General features: G+C 69.1%; 21 protein-coding genes and 1 riboswitch. Of the genes, 14 read left to right on the forward strand and 7 right to left on the reverse strand.

Translation table 11 applies throughout. From position 1 onward, the window contains the following. Nucleotides 1–58: 58 nt before the first annotated feature. The 6 genes from ACIRA5_RS23495 to ACIRA5_RS23520 all read right to left on the reverse strand — a co-directional run bounded on the left by ACIRA5_RS23495 (nt 59) and on the right by ACIRA5_RS23520 (nt 6917). Nucleotides 59–859 carry a maleylpyruvate isomerase family mycothiol-dependent enzyme gene (locus tag ACIRA5_RS23495; protein WP_403693491.1) on the reverse strand — a complete coding sequence of 267 codons (801 nt, stop codon included), beginning with the start codon at nt 857–859 and terminating at the stop codon, nt 59–61. A gap of 10 nt (nt 860–869) precedes the next feature. Next, a complete protein-coding gene (locus tag ACIRA5_RS23500; protein ID WP_403693493.1) occupies nt 870–2027 on the reverse strand; it encodes an ABC transporter ATP-binding protein in 1158 nt (385 codons plus the stop codon). After that, nucleotides 2027–3703 carry an ABC transporter permease gene (locus ACIRA5_RS23505; RefSeq protein WP_403693494.1) on the reverse strand — a complete coding sequence of 559 codons (1677 nt, stop codon included), beginning with the start codon at nt 3701–3703 and terminating at the stop codon, nt 2027–2029. The genes ACIRA5_RS23500 and ACIRA5_RS23505 overlap by 1 nt, the downstream gene beginning before the upstream one ends. Beyond that, a complete protein-coding gene (locus ACIRA5_RS23510) occupies nt 3679–4788 on the reverse strand; it encodes a thiamine ABC transporter substrate binding subunit (protein ID WP_403693863.1) in 1110 nt (369 codons plus the stop codon). The genes ACIRA5_RS23505 and ACIRA5_RS23510 overlap by 25 nt, the downstream gene beginning before the upstream one ends. An 82-nt stretch (nt 4789–4870) precedes the next feature. Then, nucleotides 4871–4989: riboswitch (TPP riboswitch) on the reverse strand. A 25-nt stretch (nt 4990–5014) separates the two neighbouring features. Then, nucleotides 5015–6121 carry a 23S rRNA (adenine(2503)-C(2))-methyltransferase RlmN gene (gene rlmN, locus ACIRA5_RS23515; RefSeq protein WP_099920438.1) on the reverse strand — a complete coding sequence of 369 codons (1107 nt, stop codon included), beginning with the start codon at nt 6119–6121 and terminating at the stop codon, nt 5015–5017. Between the two features lie 169 nt (nt 6122–6290). Beyond that, complete coding sequence (locus ACIRA5_RS23520) at nt 6291–6917, reverse strand: hypothetical protein (protein ID WP_403693496.1); 627 nt, start codon at nt 6915–6917, stop codon at nt 6291–6293. Between the two features lie 535 nt (nt 6918–7452). Between ACIRA5_RS23520 and ACIRA5_RS23525 the strand changes: the two genes are divergently transcribed. From ACIRA5_RS23525 to ACIRA5_RS23550, 6 genes are all read left to right on the forward strand, one after another. Next, entirely contained in the window at nt 7453–8700 is a 1248-nt protein-coding gene (locus tag ACIRA5_RS23525; RefSeq protein ID WP_403693498.1) for a PP2C family protein-serine/threonine phosphatase, read from the forward strand. Nucleotides 8701–9206: 506 nt separating this feature from the next. Next, the gene (locus ACIRA5_RS23530; protein WP_403693499.1) at nt 9207–9446 is read left to right on the forward strand and encodes a hypothetical protein; all 240 of its coding nucleotides are present in this window, start codon (nt 9207–9209) and stop codon (nt 9444–9446) included. Nucleotides 9447–9781: 335 nt separating this feature from the next. Next, the gene (locus ACIRA5_RS23535; protein WP_403693501.1) at nt 9782–10030 is read left to right on the forward strand and encodes an SCO4226 family nickel-binding protein; all 249 of its coding nucleotides are present in this window, start codon (nt 9782–9784) and stop codon (nt 10028–10030) included. Nucleotides 10031–10267: 237 nt separating this feature from the next. Continuing rightward, nucleotides 10268–10492: a hypothetical protein gene (locus ACIRA5_RS23540; RefSeq protein ID WP_403693503.1), complete on the forward strand. Its 225-nt coding sequence runs from the start codon at nt 10268–10270 to the stop codon at nt 10490–10492. Between the two features lie 121 nt (nt 10493–10613). After that, a complete protein-coding gene (locus ACIRA5_RS23545; RefSeq protein ID WP_403693504.1) occupies nt 10614–10904 on the forward strand; it encodes a hypothetical protein in 291 nt (96 codons plus the stop codon). Nucleotides 10905–11408: 504 nt separating this feature from the next. After that, nucleotides 11409–12203, forward strand: a complete 795-nt coding sequence (locus tag ACIRA5_RS23550; RefSeq protein ID WP_403693505.1) for an NUDIX domain-containing protein — start codon at nt 11409–11411, stop codon at nt 12201–12203. Here the strand turns inward: ACIRA5_RS23550 and ACIRA5_RS23555 are convergent. Beyond that, nucleotides 12187–13230 carry an XRE family transcriptional regulator gene (locus tag ACIRA5_RS23555; protein WP_382290378.1) on the reverse strand — a complete coding sequence of 348 codons (1044 nt, stop codon included), beginning with the start codon at nt 13228–13230 and terminating at the stop codon, nt 12187–12189. The two genes, ACIRA5_RS23550 and ACIRA5_RS23555, sit on opposite strands and share 17 nt — an antisense overlap. Nucleotides 13231–13655: 425 nt before the next feature. Here ACIRA5_RS23555 and ACIRA5_RS23560 point away from each other — a divergent pair, with 425 nt between their 5' ends. The 8 genes from ACIRA5_RS23560 (at nt 13656) to ACIRA5_RS23595 (ending at nt 17263) form a co-directional block, all read left to right on the forward strand. Further along, on the forward strand, nt 13656–14009 hold the full coding sequence (locus ACIRA5_RS23560) for a hypothetical protein (protein ID WP_148014060.1): 354 nt from the start codon (nt 13656–13658) through the stop codon (nt 14007–14009). Nucleotides 14010–14011: 2 nt separating this feature from the next. Next, nucleotides 14012–15367, forward strand: coding sequence for an FtsK/SpoIIIE domain-containing protein (locus tag ACIRA5_RS23565; RefSeq protein ID WP_403693506.1), 1356 nt, complete (start codon nt 14012–14014; stop codon nt 15365–15367). A gap of 81 nt (nt 15368–15448) precedes the next feature. After that, nucleotides 15449–15655, forward strand: a complete 207-nt coding sequence (locus ACIRA5_RS23570) for a hypothetical protein (RefSeq protein ID WP_403693507.1) — start codon at nt 15449–15451, stop codon at nt 15653–15655. Beyond that, nucleotides 15652–16335, forward strand: coding sequence for a DUF2637 domain-containing protein (locus ACIRA5_RS23575; protein WP_403693509.1), 684 nt, complete (start codon nt 15652–15654; stop codon nt 16333–16335). Before ACIRA5_RS23570 ends, ACIRA5_RS23575 begins: the two co-directional genes overlap by 4 nt. A 22-nt stretch (nt 16336–16357) precedes the next feature. Beyond that, nucleotides 16358–16543 (forward strand): hypothetical protein, encoded by a 186-nt coding sequence (locus tag ACIRA5_RS23580; protein WP_403693511.1) that lies wholly within the window; start codon nt 16358–16360, stop codon nt 16541–16543. A 5-nt stretch (nt 16544–16548) separates the two neighbouring features. Then, nucleotides 16549–16740, forward strand: a complete 192-nt coding sequence (locus tag ACIRA5_RS23585; protein ID WP_143614700.1) for a mobile element transfer protein — start codon at nt 16549–16551, stop codon at nt 16738–16740. 11 nt (nt 16741–16751) lie between these two features. Next, nucleotides 16752–16907, forward strand: coding sequence for a hypothetical protein (locus tag ACIRA5_RS23590; protein ID WP_099922892.1), 156 nt, complete (start codon nt 16752–16754; stop codon nt 16905–16907). A 23-nt stretch (nt 16908–16930) separates the two neighbouring features. Continuing rightward, nucleotides 16931–17263 carry a SpdD-like protein gene (locus ACIRA5_RS23595; protein WP_403693513.1) on the forward strand — a complete coding sequence of 111 codons (333 nt, stop codon included), beginning with the start codon at nt 16931–16933 and terminating at the stop codon, nt 17261–17263. Nucleotides 17264–17304: the final 41 nt, after the last annotated feature.

A 17304-nucleotide genomic window follows, 5' to 3' on the forward strand; every position in this document is an offset into this window, starting at 1 on the left:
AACGTGTGGCCCGTCCCTCTCGAAGGGGGCGGGCCACACGCCTGTCCGGGTACGCCGGCTAGCCGAAGGTCGCCCGCTCCAGCCAGAAGTCCAGCAGCTCCCGGTCCCCCAGCACCTCCAACCGCCCGTCGTCCACCGGCAGTCGGCGGTAGAAGGCGAGCAGGATGTCGGTGAGCGGGCCGCGCAGCGCGACGGTCGCCTTCTCGTGGTCCCGGCGCCACACGACACCCTCCTCGGTGAGCTCGATGACCCACTCGGCGTCGAGTTCGGGCGGGGTGTCGGTGGCGTGCAGGTGGATGCTGCGGCCCGGGCCGCGCAGTTCGGCCGCGGCGGCGTCCTGCGGCCGCGTCCGCTGCACGAACTCGATGATCCCCAGCCACTCGTCGATCGCGTCCGCGGCCACATCGGGCGCCACCTCGTACGGCAGCCCGGCCGCCAGCGTCGCGTCGGCTCGGTGGATCACCAGCTCGTGCGTCATCCGGCGGGCCCAGAAGGCGGAGCTGAGGTCCCCGGCCCAGGCCCACACCTTGGTGTCGGGCCCCGCCTCGCGCAGCGCGGCGACGAGCATCTCGCCGGTCTCGGCGAGCCAGGCGTCCAGCGCGGCGGGGTCGCCCTCGGCGGCGGGTCCCTCCAGGAGCGGCACCTGCTCGTCGTGGACGTTCTCCTGAGCCTTCGTGCTGACGATGCGCTCGACCCAGCGCAACGCCCCGCCCGTGTGCCGAACGAGCCGCTCCAGCGACCAGTCCGGGCAGGTCGGCACGGTCGCCGACAGGTCGGCCCCGGACGTCACCACGTCCCTCAGCCGCCGCACCTCCAGCTCGATCGCGTCGCAGTAGCGGTCATGTGCGAGTAGCGTCATGACCCGCACCCTAGGGCGCCGACGGCTCCCCGAGCACCACGATTTCGGCGGCCTCGAACGCCACGCCGACCTCGTCACCGGGCGCGGGCGCCTCCCGCAGCGCGCACGCCGCTTCAATGGGCGGCGCGCCTTCCGGCTTCAGCTGTACGGCGACGTGGGTGCCCCGGAAGGTGCGTGCGGCCACGGTGCAGCGCAGCCCGTCCGCGGGGTCGACCAGCCGCACCCCGGCGGGCCGTACGAGAAGCGTGCCTGGGCCCTGCGCGGTGCCCTCCGGCACCGGGACCCTCCCCCACGGGGTGTCCGCGAGCCGATCGCGCACCGTCGCCGCGACCACGTTGTCGAAGCCGAGGAAACGGGCCACGAACTCGTCCGCCGGGTGCTGCCAGACCTCAAGTGGCGTACCGGACTGGGCGATCCGTCCCTCACGCATCACCACGACCCGGTCGGCGAGCGCGAAGGCCTCCCCCTGGTCATGGGTGACGGCGAGCACCGTCGTGCCCAACTCGCCGAAGAGCTGCCGGAGTTCGACGACCAGCCGTTCCCGCAACGAACGGTCCAGCTGGCCGAGCGGCTCGTCGAGCATCAGCAGCCGGGGGCGCGGGGCGAGCGCACGGGCCAGCGCGACCCGCTGTTGCTCACCGCCGGAGAGGGCGGCGACGGCGCGTGCGCGGGCTCCGGGCAGCCCCACCAGCTCCAGCAACTCCTCGACTCGTGCGCCCTGTTGCTCCTTCGACGCGCCATGCATCCGCAGCCCGAAGGCGACATTGCCGCCCACGTCCCGCTGCGGGAAGAGCTGGTGGTCCTGGAACATCAGCCCGACACCCCGCTTGTGCGCGGGCACCCCTGCCTGGTCGCGTCCCGCCAGGAGCACGCGGCCCGTGTCGAGCGACTGCAGTCCGGCCACCGTCCGCAGCAGCGTGGACTTGCCGCTGCCGCTCGGTCCGAGCACACACACGATCTCGTGCTCGGCGACATCGAGGCCGACGGCGTCGAGCACCGGCCGACCGCCGAAACGTACGGTCGCGGCCTCGACCTTCAGCAGGGCCTCGCGCGTCCGGGACTGTGTCCGGTCCTGGGTCCGGGCCTGGGCCTGGATCCGGGGATGCTCCGTCGTCACCTCCTGCGCCTCCTGCTCCTCCTGCGTCGCTTGCTTCGCGAGTCGCGCCATCAGAACTCCCCCGTCCGGTCGGTGCGGATACGTTCCAACAGCAGCAGGGCCACCGCGCACACCACCATCAAGATCGTCGAAAGGGCCATCGCCTGGCCGTAGTTGAGGTCACCCGCGCGCCCGAGCAGCCGGGCCACGGCGACGGGCAGGGTCGGGTTGTCGGGCCGCGCGATGAAGACCGTCGCCCCGAACTCGCCCAGTGACACGGCGAAGGCGAACCCCGCCGCGATCAGCAGCGCCCGCCGCACCAACGGCAGATCGACCTCCCGCCACACCCGCCAGGGCGAGGCTCCGAGGACGGCGGCGGCCTCCCGGAGCCGGCCGTCCACCGCCCGCAGCACCGGCAGCATGGTGCGCACGACGAAGGGGACGCCCACCAGAGCCTGCGCGAGCGGCACCAGGATCCAGGAGGAGCGCAGATCCAGCGGCGGTTCGTCGAGCGCGATCAGGAAGCCGAACCCGACGGTCACGGCGGACACCCCGAGCGGCAGCATCAGCAGCGCGTCGAAACCCCGTACGAGACGCCCGGTACGCCGCGTGAGCGCGGCGGCCGCGAGACCGCCGATCACTACGGCGATGGCGGTGGCGGCCAGCGCGTACTCCAGCGAGTTGCCGATCGCCGCGATCGGCGCCACCAGGAAGATGCCGCTGTCGGCCGAGGTCAACGCCTTGTAGTACGCGAATCCGTAGCCGCCGGGTGCGTCCAGGGACCGCTGGACCAGTACCCCGAGCGGCAGGACGAGAAGAACGAGGATGCTCGCCAGGACCCCGCCCAGCAGTGCCCACTGGCCGGCCCCGCGCGGCCTGCGCACGGTCACCTCCGGGGCCACCAGGCGCAGGGCGGTCTCCCGGCGGCGTACGGTCCAGGCGTGCACGGCGAGGATCGCGACGACCGCCACGAACTGCACGATCGTCAGCACCGCCGCGGTCGCGAGGTCGAAGATCTCCGAGGTCTGCCGGTAGATCTCGACCTCGAGGGTGGAGAAGGTCGGCCCGCCGAGGATCTGCACCACACCGAACGAGGTGAAGGTGAAGAGGAAGACCATGAGCGCGGCGGCGGCCACGGCCGGGCTCAGCGCCGGCAGCGTCACCTTGCGCCAGGCCGCGAACCGGGAGGCACCCAGCATCCGCGCGGCCTCCTCCTGACGCGGGTCGAGCTGCGACCAGAGGCCACCGACGGTCCGTACGACCACCGCGTAGTTGAAGAAGACGTGCGCGAGCAGAATCGCCCAGACGGTGGTGTCCAGCCGTACACCCCACAGCTGGTCGAGGAGTCCGCCCCGGCCCACCAGGGCCAGGAACGCCGTACCGACCACGACCGTCGGCAGTACGAACGGGACGGTCACCACCGCCCGCAGCACCTGCTTGCCCCTGAAATCGAAGCGCGCGAAGACATACGCGCCGGGGAGCGCGATCAGCAGCGTGAGCGCCGTGGAGGCGAGCGCCTGCCAGGTGGTGAACCACAGGACGTGCCGGATGTCGGACTGCGCGAGCACCTCACCGATCCGTCCGAACCGCCAGGCCCCGTCGATCTTGAGGCCACGGGCGACGATCGCGGTGACGGGATAGGCGAAGAAGACGGCGAAGAACGCGACGGGCAGGGCCATCAGCCCCATCCGCGTCACGCTCTCCTTGCGGCTCCTTCGAGGCGCTACTTCAGTACGAGCGAGGTCCACGACTTGACCCACTGGTCACGGTTGCCGGCGATCTTGGCAGGGGCCAGGGTCTCGGGGTTCTTGGCCTGCGGGCCGAACTTCACGAACTCCTCGGGTACCTGCGCGGTCTCGCGGACCGGGTACACGAACATGTTCAGCGGCATGTCGTCCTGGAATTTGACGCTGATGAGGAAGTCGAGAAGCGCCTTGCCGCCCTTGGTGTTCTTCGCGTTGCTCAGCAGCCCCGCGTACTCGACCTGGCGGAAGCAGGTGCCGCTCGCGACCCCGGTCGGCGCGGTCTTCGGCTTCGGATCGGCGTAGATCACCTCGGCGGGCGGGGAGGAGGCGTACGAGACGACCAGCGGCCGGTCGGCCTTGGCCTTCTTGCCGCCCGCGGACCCGGAGAACTCGTCGTTGTAGGCCTGCTCCCAGCCGTCGACCACCTTCACGCCGTTGGCCTTGAGCTTCTTCCAGTAGTCCTGCCAGCCTCCCCCACTCTCGGCTTCGCTCGAGCGGGAGGTGCCCCCATCCCCGTACTTCGCAGCGGTCCCGAGCAGGAAGCCGAGGCCGGGCGAGGACGTGCCCGCGTTCTCGGTGACGAGGAGGTTCTTGTACGCGGGCTTGATCAGGTCGTCGAAGGAGGCCGGCGGGGCCAGCTCGTGCTTGCTGAAGTAGGCCTTGTCGTAGTTGACGCAGATGTCACCGGAGTCGATGGGCGTGACCCGGTGCCTGTCCTGGTCGATCCGGTACTGCTGGACGATCTGGTCGGAGCCCTTGGCCTCGTACGGCTGGAACAGCCCGTTGTCGAGCGCGCGGGACAGCAGGGTGTTGTCGACGCCGAAGAAGACGTCGCCCTGCGGGTTGTCCTTGGTGAGGATGGCCTTGTTGACGGCCTGCCCGGCGTCGCCGTCCTTGAGGACCCTGACCTTGTACCCGGACTGCTTCTCGAAGTCCTCCAGCACGCTCTTCGACACGGCCCACGAGTCGTGGCTGACGAGCGTGATGGTCTTGGAGTCCCCGGCACCGCCGCTGTCGGAGGACCCGCACGCGGACAGCGTGACGAGGCCCAGCCCGATGACGGCGGCCGTGGTCGTCCTCTTGGTGATCACTGAATTCCTCCTGGGATGACCAGGAAGAGACGCGGCCCTGCCCGGGATCCTCGGAAGGTTCCCGGGCAGGGCGCAACAGCTTGAGTGATGCCCGAACTTCCTACCCAGAATGACCTGGGCAAGGTTCAGAGGGTCTGCGGCCCACCGGTGCTCCGGCTACCGCACTCTCAGCGCTGTGGCGCTCCCCTGTCGGAATATGAAGATGTGGTTGGACCTCGCCAGATTACCGCTCGGTGGCGGCGAGCTGACCACAGGCTCCGTCGATCTCCTGGCCCCGGGTGTCCCGGACGGTCACCGGCACCCCGTGAGCCGCGATCGCCTCGACGAAGGCCTTCTCGTCCTCGGGCCGCGAGGCGGTCCACTTCGAACCTGGTGTCGGGTTCAGCGGGATGAGGTTGACGTGTACGGGCTTGCCCCTGAGCAGCCGCCCGAGCCGGTCACCACGCCATGCCTGGTCGTTGATGTCCCGGATGAGGGCGTACTCGATGGACAGCCGGCGCCCGGACTTGGCCGCGTACTCCCAGCCGGCGTCCAGCACCTCGCGCACCTTCCACCGCGTGTTGACGGGCACGAGGGTGTCGCGCAGCTCGTCGTCCGGGGCGTGCAGCGAGATGGCGAGGCGGCACTTGAAGCCCTCGTCGGAGAACCGGTGGATGGCGGGCACCAGCCCGACCGTCGACACGGTGATCCCCCGCTGCGAGAGCCCGAGCCCGTCCGGCTCGGGGTCGGTGAGCGCGCGGATGGCGCCCACCACTCGCTTGTAGTTGGCGAGCGGCTCGCCCATGCCCATGAAGACGATGTTGCTCAGCCGCGCCGGGCCGCCCGGGATCTCGCCGTCCCTGAGGGCCCGCATCCCGTCCACGATCTGGTGCACGATCTCGCCCGTGGACAGGTTCCGGTCCAGCCCGGCCTGTCCGGTGGCGCAGAACGGGCAGTTCATCCCGCAGCCCGCCTGCGAGCTGATGCACATGGTCACCCGGTCCGGGTAGCGCATCAGCACGGACTCGACGAGCGTGCCGTCGAACAGGCGCCACAGCGTCTTGCGGGTGGTGTCCTGGTCGGTCGACAGATGCCGCACGACCGTCATCAGCTCGGGAAGCAGCGCCTCCTGGAGCTTGCCGCGCGCGGCGGCCGGGATGTCCGTCCACTCCGCGGGGTCGTGCGCGTACCGCGCGAAGTAGTGCTGCGAGAGCTGCTTGGCGCGAAACGGCTTCTCACCGATCGCGGCAACCGCCTCTTTGCGCTCGGCGGGCGTGAGGTCGGCGAGGTGCCGCGGCGGCTTCTTGGCTCCGCGGGGGGCGACGAATGTGAGTTCTCCGGGTGCAGGCATAACCCATCCAGTGTCGCAGATCAACTCCGGGGGCCCAGGCCAGAGCGGGGTGGGGGTGGTCACCCGTGGGCGTCCTCTGTCAGCTTCGGCCGTCCTCGCACGGCCCAGGGACGGCCCGGGACTCAGTCAGCCCCGACCAGCCACGTCCATGCCACGGCTCCATCGTCCGTCACTCCAGCTGCATGGGAGCGACCGGGAGCTGTTCCCTGTAGCGCCATGTGAAGGTACGGTCAGGTTCGAGATGGGCGTCCCCCCAGTGGATGGCATGGATGCCGTTTTCGGCGTCAGCCGTGAAGAACACACAGACCAGCCTGGTGGAAGCTCCCAGTTCCTCGAACACTTCGTGCAGCCCCAGGTACTCCTCGGTCGCCAAGTCCTCATCGACGTCAAACAGGCCTTCCGGAGGCTGCGGCCCGTGCGCCCGGAACAGCCGGTGCCGAGTGGGCGACGCATTGGCGGGCAACCGGGCTCGGTCCAGGGGCCTCGGCCTGTCCGCGTACCGGAACGGGAAGAGTGCGTGATCGTTGATCACCGCATACTCGTATCCGCGCACGTCTCGCACGGCTTCCCCCAGCTCGCGCGCCGTCTCCGCCAGGTTCTCGCGCACCACGCCCGCAAGGGCGACACCGTACGGACTCCGCTTCTTCAGTCCCGCGGCAAGGTGCGCGGCATGAGCTTTCCCGTGCGCCTGGACCAGTTGCACCGGGACCGCAGCGGCAAGCGTGCCGGCATGCCGCCCAAACCGCTCGACGGCCCAGGCCGACGGTCCTACCGGATAGCCACCCAACACCGACATACAGTGCTCCCCTCCCCAGGTCCCCGCCTCTGAACTGTGTGACACGTACACGAAGAGCACACAAGGGGGCGATCTGGCCAGGGCGCGGCCGCGCACGCTCGTTCCTCAGAACAGCCACAACTGATCACGGGCGGCTCTGACCTGCGGCCGCCTAATCGATCAATACTCTGACCTGCTGCTGAGCTGTCGGCAGTTGTCGACGTTGGTCACCATCGAGCGCCCTTCCACAATTTCGACACGTATTCGACTGCAGTAGCCAACAGCCATCCTCTTCGCTGAACGCGAGACGCGGTCTCCATGCATATCTGATCCGCACCTCTATAGGGATCGGTCATCGGCGGTCAAATGCAGGCCGCCGCCGGGTCGCTGATGGGTGATTCGGGTCGGCTGTCGCGCATCGGCCGACAGAGGTGGACGGGGATACGCTAGGGGCATTGCGGACAAACTGTGCGTTATCGGCGGCGAACCTCAGAATTGATGAGCAAGAAGTCCCCGTCCGCCGGGCCCCTAAAGGCCGACGAAGGAGGCGCAGAACGTGACTGCTGAAGGGACTTGGCTGGGCAGCATGCTGGCGGCGGTGGAGAAGGCACCGCCGGTGGAGTCAGTCGCCGTGATGGCGCAGGTCCTGCAGGAGCAGATCGCCGCGGTCGAGGTGTCCTTCTTGATCACGGAACTCGGTGGCAGAGCTCTCGTACGGCTGACCGGGGCTGCTCTTGAGGGTGACAGGGGGCAGCCAGAGCAGATCGAGCTCTCCGGCACTGCCTACGACCGGGTGATCCGCTCCCAGCACCTGCAGCTGGAGGTCGGTGAGCGCTCTGGAGAAGCCGGGGCGGCCCCGGTCCGCGTCCTTGCGCCGGTGACCGACCGCGGGGATGCGATCGGTGTGCTGGAGCTGACCCTGCCGGCACCGCCAGACCGGAAGACGACACGACTCATCTCTGAGGCCGCCCACGCTCTGGCCTATGTGGTGATCGTCAACCGGCGCTTCACCGATCTGTATGAATGGGGCCGCCGCACCACACGGCTGTCTCTGGCAGCCGAGATCCAGCATCGCCTGCTACCCGATTCCTTCACCTGCGATGCCGGTCGGTTCACCGTCGCGGGAGCGCTGGAACCGGCCCACGACATCGGCGGGGACACCTTCGACTACACCCTCGACCGTCACGCCCTGCACCTGTCCCTCACCGATGCCATGGGCCACGACGTGCAGGCCGCACTGCTGGCCACTGTGGTCGTCGGCGCCCTGCGTAACGCCCGGCGGGCGGGCGCGGACCTGGTCGCCCAGGCCGAGGACGCCCATCAGGCGGTCGCCCACTACGCCGACCACACCCATCAGGCCGTCGCCGACCAATCCGACCGGGTGCATCAGGCGGTCGCCGAGCATGGCGGCCAAGCCATGGTCACCGGTCAACTACTACGTGTCGATCTCGATACCGGCCGCACTGCCCTCGTCAACGCCGGCCACGTCTGGCCGTTGCGCCTGCGCGACGGGAAAGTCCAGGAGATCGCCCCCCTGGTCGACTTGCCCTTCGGCATCACTCCGCACCCGGGGTATCGCCTCCAGAACCTCGACCTGCGTCCAGGCGACCGCCTGATCCTCCTTACCGACGGCATGCTGGAACCCCATGGCACTGACTTCGGCCTGCGCAAGCTGATCGAGGAGACCGGCGACTGGCACCCTCGCGACGCCGTGCGTGTCTTCACCGAAGCCGTCCTGGAGACCACGAACCACGACCCACGCGACGATGCCACCGTGCTGTGCCTGGACTGGCCTGGGCCTTGATGCGACGAACTCGACGCTGACGCCGAGCAGACCGCTCCGGTGCTGCCGGATGACTGCATGAGATCGATGGAGCCTCAATGGGCGGGTCAACCCCTGAGCAATCTTGAAAACCGTCGTGGCAGCGATGTCACCGTGGGTTCAAATCCCACACCCACCGCACGTGAACGGCCCCTGACCAGGTAAATCGGTCAGGGGCCGTCCTCGCGTGCGCTGTCCGTGAGTGCCCGTGGTTCCCCGCTAGTTACCGGTCGATCGGGCACGGCAGGGGCACGGGCACCTTCTGATCCATAGCTCTACAGAGATCGGTCATCAGCGGTCATACAGGCTGCCGGAAGGGTGCTGATGGGCACTGACGGGCATCGTCGGTTGCTGTGGTTGCTGTACTTCGCTGCTGTACAGCCGCTCCTGAGCACAGAAACGGAAGGCGGCGCACTCGCGAGTGAGCGACCGTGTGAACTGGGCCTGTTGCAAAGGAGATCATTCGCTGCGAGGGTGTCGCCGTGTGGATGGCGCTCATGTCCTTGATCCTTTTGCTCGGTGCGGCTTCGGCGATCAACAAGGCACGCAAAGGACAGTGGTACACCGCAGGAGGGATCTTTCTCCCCATCCTCGGCGTGGATGTGATGCTGTTCGGCGGAGTGGAACGGCATAGCTCGCTGCTCTTCTGGCTGGGTGTCGCCCTCGCTGTCGTCGGATTCGGTATGGAGTTCACCGCTTACCGGAGAACTCGGCCGTCGGTGCCCTAATAGACGACCGAAGCACCAGTTTGGAAGATCGCGTAACTGGACGGGGGCTGACCTGACCAGACTGACCTGTGCGTTTCGGGTACGGTCGCCGCAGCTCCCCGTTGTTCCCCGTCCGGTACTGCTGGATCGGGCACGTGGAGGGCACGCATGGCTTTCCGTCACGCTGGTAGCTCTGAGACGCCTCTCCCGTCTGGTGCCCTTGTGCTGGGAACCCGCTGGCCGGGGCTTGCACGGTCGCTGTCACAGTCGTACGGGCGCAGGATGGAGATGACGGAGCTGGCAAGCGCGACTCGGCAATGCGCCGGGACGCGAGAGCCGGAAGGAGGCGTGACACCATGCCCCAGTTCATGGACGTCCACCACGGGATGAACGGCATCACGGCCGACCAGCTGAGACAGGCCCACGGGGCCGATCTTGCCATTGAGCAGGAAGAAGGGGTCCACTTCGAGAAAGCCTGGGCGGACCCGGAGTCCGGCACGGTCTACTGCCTTTCTGAGGCCCCCTCGGCCGAAGCGGTCCAGCGCATCCACGAACGCGCTGGCCACCGAGCCGACGAGATCCACCCAGTCCCCGTGACCGTGTGAACACAGGTTCCCCCTGGAGCACCATAGGCGGGGAGTTAACGCACCGCACCCGCCCGGCTGATCCCCGTGCCTCGTCGATGCGAACTATGGGCGGGACGGTCGCTGAGGTCAGTACGGCAGGCCAGTCGGCTGCTTGCGTCTGGTGGTGGTGGGTCGTGGGCGCGGAGGTTGCTGTACTTCGCCGCTGTACCGAACCCCGGGGCGGTCTGCCTGAGCGGGACGGCTGACGGTCGGCGCTTGCGCGATCATCAGCACATGGAATCGTGGACGATCAAACATTTCTCCCAGGCCAACCCCGAGGGAGCCGGGCAGGCTGACCTGCCCGCGCTGCTCCGCAGAGTCGCAGACTCCATCGAAAACCTCGGCCCGGTTGAGGTTCAGGATCTCGTCATGCACACGGAGATCACTGCGGACGACGATCGGCCGAGTCTTACGGTCTACTACCACGGCGCTGAAGACTGATCCGGGCCGGAGTTTGGGGCGCAGGACCAAGCCGGTCCGGTGGGGGGAAGGAGCTGAGAGCGGTCGACTGGGCAATCCGCGGGGAGTGTGTCAGGATCCCGCTCCGAAGTGGAGGCCGATCGTGATTGGGCAATTTATCGAGGTGGTCGGCGCGCCGGTGCTGATTGTCGGGGGAGTCGCCACCCTTGGTTGGGGCTGGGTGCCGGGGTGGTTCCGTGGCAGCGTCCACCGGCCGGTCGCGTTCGGTTGGGGACAGCTGACCATGGCTGCCGGAGCCATCGCCAATTTGGGCGGCGACCTTTTGACCAACGCGCCACACCTCTGCTTGGCGGTGAGGGCCTCCGCCGCGGTCGTTGTGCTGTTCGGCTGTTGGTTGCTCGACGTGGCCGACTGGAAACCTCGGCGCCGCTGACCCTTCCCTGACCCACCACTCACCCCAGCTCCCATCCCGTCTGCCGTCGACCCACACACCGTGGAGCGGGCGTGGTTCAGGGCGTCAAGGTGGAGCGCGCCACTGTACGAACGACCTTGACGCCCTGGGCCGCGACTGCTCGGCTCCGCCTGGGTCGACGGTAGACGGGATGGGAGCACCCCGCGCACGCCACACTCGGCCGGCACACGCGAACGGCGCCCCCGCCATCTCGGAGCCTGAGCGCCCCCGCCGGAGGCACGTTCTGACCGGGGCACTCCCTGTCCAGGTCTCTACTCATGGGCCGTCGCTTGCTGCGGCCCCAGGGGCCGACCCCGGCGCCGAAGGCGCAGAGGGGTCGGGCCCCAGGGGCCAGCCCGCGCTTGCGCGGGCACTTGATGAAGTAGGGAAAGTTCTACCGCGCTCCGCTGATCGCCCCTGACGGCTGTCACGCCCCACCGCTAAGCTATGGCGTACGCAATGGGCTGATGGGAGCGTGCTTAGGGGATGGGACCGAAGTCGGAGCGGGTCTACCTCACGATTCGCGAGTGGATCTCGACGGGCAAGTATCAGCCTGGCTCCAAGCTCCCATCCGAGCGGACTCTGTCGGAAGAGCTGAGCATCGGCCGTACGGCACTTCGGCAGGTGCTGGCCAAGCTCATCGCCGAGGGCGCCATCGAGGTGCACGGCCGTAGCTCGTACCGCGTGCCGGACCGGTCCGTGAGTACTGAAACGCCAACAGACTTGGAGCCGTGGCAGATTCACGGTGAGCGGACCGTGTACGACAACCGTTGGGTGAAGCTCAGCCTGGTGGACGTCGAGCCGCCCGGCGTAGAACGCTTCGAGCATCACGTCGTACGGCTTCATCACGTCGCCATCGCCGCCGTCCTCGACGACCACGACCGCGTGCTGATGCTCTGGCGCTACCGCTTCGTCCCCGACTCGTTCGGCTGGGAGCTGCCCGGCGGGATCGTCGACCAAGGAGAAGACGCCGCACAGGCCGCACTGCGGGAAGTCGAGGAAGAGACCGGCTGGCGGCCGGATGCCCTGGAACACGTGGTCACCTATCAGCCCATGGTCGGCATGGTCGACTCACCCCACGAGATCTACGTGGGCCAGGGCGCGAAGCTCGTCGGAGAACCGACCGACCTCGAAGAAGCAGGGCACGTCGCCTGGGTGCCTCTCGCGGACATTCCCGGACTGATGGCCCGCGGAGAGCTCATGGGCTCGGGGACGCTCGTGGCTCTCCTGCACGTGCTCGCCTCACGCGGTGCTGGAGCCGCGCCTACAACCGCTGCGTGAGCTGCTCAATCCGGCGGCGATGACGCACTGATCCGGTACGGCTCGCCAGCAGTCGGGCCTGCCGCAGGTGCTCGTGCGCCTGGTCGTATTCGCCGCGCGCCATGTGCGCCTGGGCGAGATCACACCGCAGTCCCGCCGACGCTCGTATGAAGGTGGGGTCCGCGGAATCAAGGGCGTCGTACAGGCTCGTCACCGCTTCGTCGTCGCCTATCAGGGCGAGTGCGTTGCCGCGCCACCTGCTGAGGTGCCCCTCGTTCAAGAAGATGCTCAGCATGTCCGCGTCTCGGGCCTCCTCCCCCGGCGGCAGGCATCGCATCGCGTTTTCCAGCGCCCGCCGGCAGTCGTCCGGCATCCCCGCCCGGGCGCAGATCTCGGCTTCGGCCGCGTACAACCAGGCCATGAGTCGTGGGGACATCGCCTTGCCTCCGACGCGTTGGGCATCCCGTATCAGCTGGACGGCGACGGAGGCCCGGCCCGCGTCGCACAGCACATACGCCTGCTCGGCCGTGGCGTGCGCGAGATACATCGGCTCGTCAGCCTCCTGTGCCGCCCGCTTGCCCAACTCATAGTGGCGCCAGGCTCGTTCCACGGCGCCCACATCAAGTGCCTGCCATGCGGCCAGCGTTGCGGCCCCAGCCAACGCGAGGGCGACCGGGCGCCGGGTCTCCGGAAGTACGGCGAAGGTGAGCGCGTCCTCGAGCTTCGCCAGGTGCCCCGTCATCGGGTCGACAAGGCTGGCGGCGCCCATCTGCCGGTCCATGGTCCTGAACAGTTCCGTCTGATCCATGAACGTCGTCACCATGGTGAGGCTGACGCTGCGGGCGGAGTCGATCCGGCTTATGAGTTCGTCGTATCCGTCAGCCACAACGGGTACGGCCAACGCTTCGGCCCTGCCGTGCAGTTCGTCGTCGGTGATGCCGAGAAGAGCGCGCAGGATCTTCGCGTAGCGGGCTGAGATCGAGCGGCGGCCGTTCTCCCACTCCGAGACGTAAACGCGCAGGCTGGCCGTGGATGCGACGGTGAGCATGTGCTGACGCGCATGACGTTCGATCTCTCGAACTAGCCGCTCCTGCGACCACTCCCGTGCACTCCTCGCTGCCCTGAGTCCGTTCGCCATGTCGCCTCGCCCCGCCTGTGGTTGCCAAGCCTTAATAGCAGCATGCCTCACATCCGCGCAGGTCGGCAGGGGTTAACGAGTCGGGTGTTAACCCCTGTTGGCTACCGGGGCGTTGGCAGAAGCGGTTCTCTAGAAGAGTCACAGGAAGGCGAGTTGGAGAGCCGGACCGGCGACAACGCTTGACATCTGGTGCGCACCAGATGCAACCTACTGGTGCGCACCAGATTGAAGCGCAAACGCCCGCGGCTTTGCTGCGGGCCACCCGTCAACGCACAGGAGCGGCGACCCACCGCCAAGCAAGTACGCCGCTCCCGCCCCTGAAAGGGAGTTCCATCATGCGTCAGATTCCCGTCGACACCACCAACGCGACCGTGATGGTCGCCAAGGCCCCGCAGCCGAAGGTCAAGGACCGCCGTACCGGTGAGATCGCCCTCGACAAGGACGGCGTGACCCTGATGACCGTGGAGGTCATGTTCTCCACGCCCGACGAGGTGGAGATCCTCAAGCTCACCGTTCCGCAGCCCGGCGTCTCCGAGGACCTGACCATGGGGACCCCGGTCGCCCTGACCGGGCTGGTCGCCTCGGCGTGGGAGAACGAGTTCAACGGACAGAAGCGGCACGGGATCGCCTTCCGCGCGGTCGCCGTCACCTCGCTCGCCGCCGCTGGCTCCACGTCGAAGGCGGCCTGATCATGACCGCCTTCACGGTCGCGCTGCTGCTGGTCGTCGCCTCCGCAGTGATCCTGCGGTGGCGGCGCCCCACCTGGTACTGGCTGGCCTTCGGTGCCGCCTTCGCCGCCCTGCGGGTCCTGGTCCGCTACACCTCCGTCATGGACGCCTGCGGGCTGACCGTCCCGCCCTCCCGCTGGCGCCTCACCCTCGCCCGGATCACCAACCGGCCCATCCCGGAATCCCGGGCCCCGCGCATCATGCGCATCCGCCCCACCCGGACCGGCCTGGTACTGCGCCTCAAGCTCCGCCCCGGACAGGACGCCTTCGACGTCACAGCGGCCACCGACCGGCTGCGCCACTCCTTCTCCATGTACGGCGTCACCTCCCGCGAACTGCGCTCCGGCGTCGTCGAGGTGCGCATGACCGGCTACGACGTCCTCAAGCGGGTGCAGATGCCCGCCAAGACCGACCCGACGCCGATGCGGGTACCGGTCGCCCTGCGCGAGGACGGGGCAGTCCACTACCGCGACTACCGGGCCGTCCCCCACGGTCTGACCCTCGGCGCCACCGAGTCCGGCAAGTCCGTCTACCAGCGCAACCTGGTCGCCGGACTCGCCCCGATGAACGTCGCACTCGTCGGCATCGACTGCAAACAGGGCGTCGAACTCTTCCCCCTCGCCCGCCGGTTCTCCGCGCTCGCCGACAACCCCGACACCGCCCTCGACCTCCTCGAAGCCCTCGTCACCCACATGGAGAGCGTCTACCAGCTCATACGGGCCGAGCAGCGGATCACGGTGAACGTGCCGGACGCGGAGATCGCCGCCGATATCTGGGACCTGCCCGACCACCTGCGCCCGGTCCCGGTCGTGGTCCTGGTCGACGAGGTCGCCGAACTCGCCCTGTTCGCCACCAAGGACGAGGAGAAGCGCCGCGACCGGATCATCACCGCGCTGGTCCGCCTCGCCCAGCTCGGCCGCGCCGCCGGGATCTACCTGGAGATCTGCGGGCAGCGCTTCGGCTCCGAACTCGGCAAGGGCATCACCATGCTCCGCGCCCAGCTCACCGGCCGCACCGCCCACCGCGTCAACGACGAATCAAGCGCGAACATGGCCTTCGGGGACATCTCCCCGGACGCCGTCCTCGCCGCCATCCAGATACCCACCGAGACCCCCGGCATCGCCGTCACCGGCGACTCCTCCGGCGGCTGGGCCCGTATCCGCGCCCCGCACACCTCGCTGCGCGAGGCCGTGAACCTCTGCAACAAGCACGCCGACCGCACCCCGCACCTGCCCGCCCTGGCGCCCTTCCGGCCCGCCGTCGCCGCGCTGCCCTCGGACCGGGTGCCGCTGTCCAAGACAGCCCCCGCCACCGCCTGACCCATCCCGCTTCCCCGGTCGGCGCGACCGCATCGCGCCAGGTCCCTACCCCCTCCATGCCCGAGGAAGGGAGAGCACCGCATGTGCCCCGACTGCGACGACTTCGCCCGCACCGTCCTGATGCTCGGCCAACTCGCCCTCTACGCCGACACCCTCGGCGCTGACGACGACTTCATCGAGACGGTGGGCCCGTCACTGGCCGCGTCCCTGCCGGAGCCGCCGCCCGGCACGTTCCCGCCCGGCTACGACCCCACCGACGGCCCCGACTACCCCGCCGAGCCGTCATGAAGACCCGGCCCGCGCTGCGCGTGGACGCCGTCCTCGTCCAGGCCGTCATCGCCGGAGCGCTCTCCTTCGCCCACCTGCACGACCTCGCCGACGCAGCCGGACAAGACGGCTGGAAAGCCTGGGCCTACCCGATCTCCGTGGACCTGCTCCTCGTCGCCGCCTGGCGACGGCTCCGCTCCGATGGGCCGTCCCGGCTGGCCTGGTGCTGGTTCGTCATCGCGCTGTTCGCGTCCCTCGGCGCGAACGTGGCCACCGCCGGATTCCTCGACCTCGCCAACCCCCCGGCCTGGCTGCGCTTCGGCATCGCCGGATGGCCCGCCCTCGCCTTCCTCGGCGGCACCCTCCTCGCCCACTCCACCGACGACCAGGTGCCGGTTCCGCCGGCACCCGCAGCCCCCGCCCCGGAAGTCGAGCCGGACATCACCCCCGATCCGCTGCCCGAGCCCACTCCCCTCGCGGCTGCCGAGGACACCCCGGCGCTCGCCCCCGCGGACCCGACCCCGGCCGCGGCACCCATCGTCACGGCTCCGCCGGTCCCGGCCGCGCTGGTCGACCACGCCCGCAAGGTCGCCAACGACCACCACGCCCGCACCGGCTCGCCGATCGACACCGACACCCTGCGCGCCCGCCTCGGCGTCCCGCCCCAGCTCGCCGCCGCCATCGCCGCCCAACTCACCTGACCCGGAACGGAGGAAGCCCCAGATGACCAACGACCCCGCCGACCTGACGAGCGCCGACTACCTCGACGGCGCACGGGAAATGCACGCCGCCGGACGCCCCTACCTCGCCCACCTCCTCGCCGAGGAAGCCGCACTGCGCACCACCGACCCGGCCACCGCCCGCAGCATCCGCGCACAGTTCCCCGACCCCAGCCCCCGGAAGGACTGACCGACATGCCCGCCCGTGACCACTTCCACTCCGTGATGCGGATCGGCCCCGTGCAGATCGGCACCCACCGCGACCGGCACGGCCGCACCAAGCACGCCGCCGTGTGCACCAACGACCGGTGCGGCTGGTCCGCCGACTACTCCAGCCAGTCCGCCGCCCAGCTCGCCGCCCGCACCCACCGCTGCACCGCCCGCTGAGGAGACACCCCGTGCAGGTCCCGCTCTGGTTCGCCCTGATCATCGTCGGCTGGCTCGGCATCAAGCTCATCCGCCCGCCCTGGTGGCTCGTGGCCGTGCTCCTGCTCGGCGGCTACCTCCTCGCCGACAGCCTGCTCGCCCCCGCCATCGACACCGCCGTCAAGTAACCACCCGCGAAAGGAGATCCGTCATGCTCCGCCCCAAGGTCCCGACCATGCCCCAGCCGACCGGCCTGGTCACCCCGCCCGCCGTCGTCGAACCGACCACCGTCATCCAGCAGCACACCCCGCAGACCCCGGCGCCCGCCCCGGTCGTCTCCCCGGCTCCGGTCCCGGCTCGGCCGACCGTGCAGCTGACCCCCGGCGCCGTCGTCGCCCTGGTCGGCAGCGGGACCGCGGTGGTCCTGGTCGTCGGCGCCGTCCTGGTCTCGATGCTCCTTGCGGTCGCCATCACCGGCGCATCCGTCGCCATCTGCGCCCTGGTGATCCGCTCGCTCATCAACGCGGACGCCAAGCGGCGCTGACCGGCCCCCGGGCGGCCTCAACCGCCAAGTCTCCGCCGCCC

This window comes from Streptomyces sp. NPDC096311 (assembly GCF_044763085.1).
In the GTDB taxonomy this organism is placed as follows: Bacteria; Actinomycetota; Actinomycetes; order Streptomycetales; family Streptomycetaceae; genus Streptomyces.

Excerpts from the sequence above, each read along its gene's own strand:
- ACIRA5_RS23495 (WP_403693491.1), bottom strand. The coding sequence starts at position 859 with ATGACGCTACTCGCACATGACCGCTACTGCGACGCGATCGAGCTGGAG.
- ACIRA5_RS23500 (WP_403693493.1), bottom strand. The coding sequence starts at position 2,027 with ATGGCGCGACTCGCGAAGCAAGCGACGCAGGAGGAGCAGGAGGCGCAG.
- rlmN (WP_099920438.1), bottom strand. The coding sequence starts at position 6,121 with ATGCCTGCACCCGGAGAACTCACATTCGTCGCCCCCCGCGGAGCCAAG.
- ACIRA5_RS23520 (WP_403693496.1), bottom strand. The coding sequence starts at position 6,917 with ATGTCGGTGTTGGGTGGCTATCCGGTAGGACCGTCGGCCTGGGCCGTC.
- ACIRA5_RS23530 (WP_403693499.1), top strand. The coding sequence starts at position 9,207 with ATGGCGCTCATGTCCTTGATCCTTTTGCTCGGTGCGGCTTCGGCGATC.
- ACIRA5_RS23535 (WP_403693501.1), top strand. The coding sequence starts at position 9,782 with ATGCCCCAGTTCATGGACGTCCACCACGGGATGAACGGCATCACGGCC.
- ACIRA5_RS23550 (WP_403693505.1), top strand. The coding sequence starts at position 11,409 with ATGGGACCGAAGTCGGAGCGGGTCTACCTCACGATTCGCGAGTGGATC.
- ACIRA5_RS23555 (WP_382290378.1), bottom strand. The coding sequence starts at position 13,230 with ATGCTCACCGTCGCATCCACGGCCAGCCTGCGCGTTTACGTCTCGGAG.
- ACIRA5_RS23560 (WP_148014060.1), top strand. The coding sequence starts at position 13,656 with ATGCGTCAGATTCCCGTCGACACCACCAACGCGACCGTGATGGTCGCC.
- ACIRA5_RS23565 (WP_403693506.1), top strand. The coding sequence starts at position 14,012 with ATGACCGCCTTCACGGTCGCGCTGCTGCTGGTCGTCGCCTCCGCAGTG.
- ACIRA5_RS23570 (WP_403693507.1), top strand. The coding sequence starts at position 15,449 with ATGTGCCCCGACTGCGACGACTTCGCCCGCACCGTCCTGATGCTCGGC.
- ACIRA5_RS23575 (WP_403693509.1), top strand. The coding sequence starts at position 15,652 with ATGAAGACCCGGCCCGCGCTGCGCGTGGACGCCGTCCTCGTCCAGGCC.
- ACIRA5_RS23580 (WP_403693511.1), top strand. The coding sequence starts at position 16,358 with ATGACCAACGACCCCGCCGACCTGACGAGCGCCGACTACCTCGACGGC.
- ACIRA5_RS23585 (WP_143614700.1), top strand. The coding sequence starts at position 16,549 with ATGCCCGCCCGTGACCACTTCCACTCCGTGATGCGGATCGGCCCCGTG.
- ACIRA5_RS23595 (WP_403693513.1), top strand. The coding sequence starts at position 16,931 with ATGCTCCGCCCCAAGGTCCCGACCATGCCCCAGCCGACCGGCCTGGTC.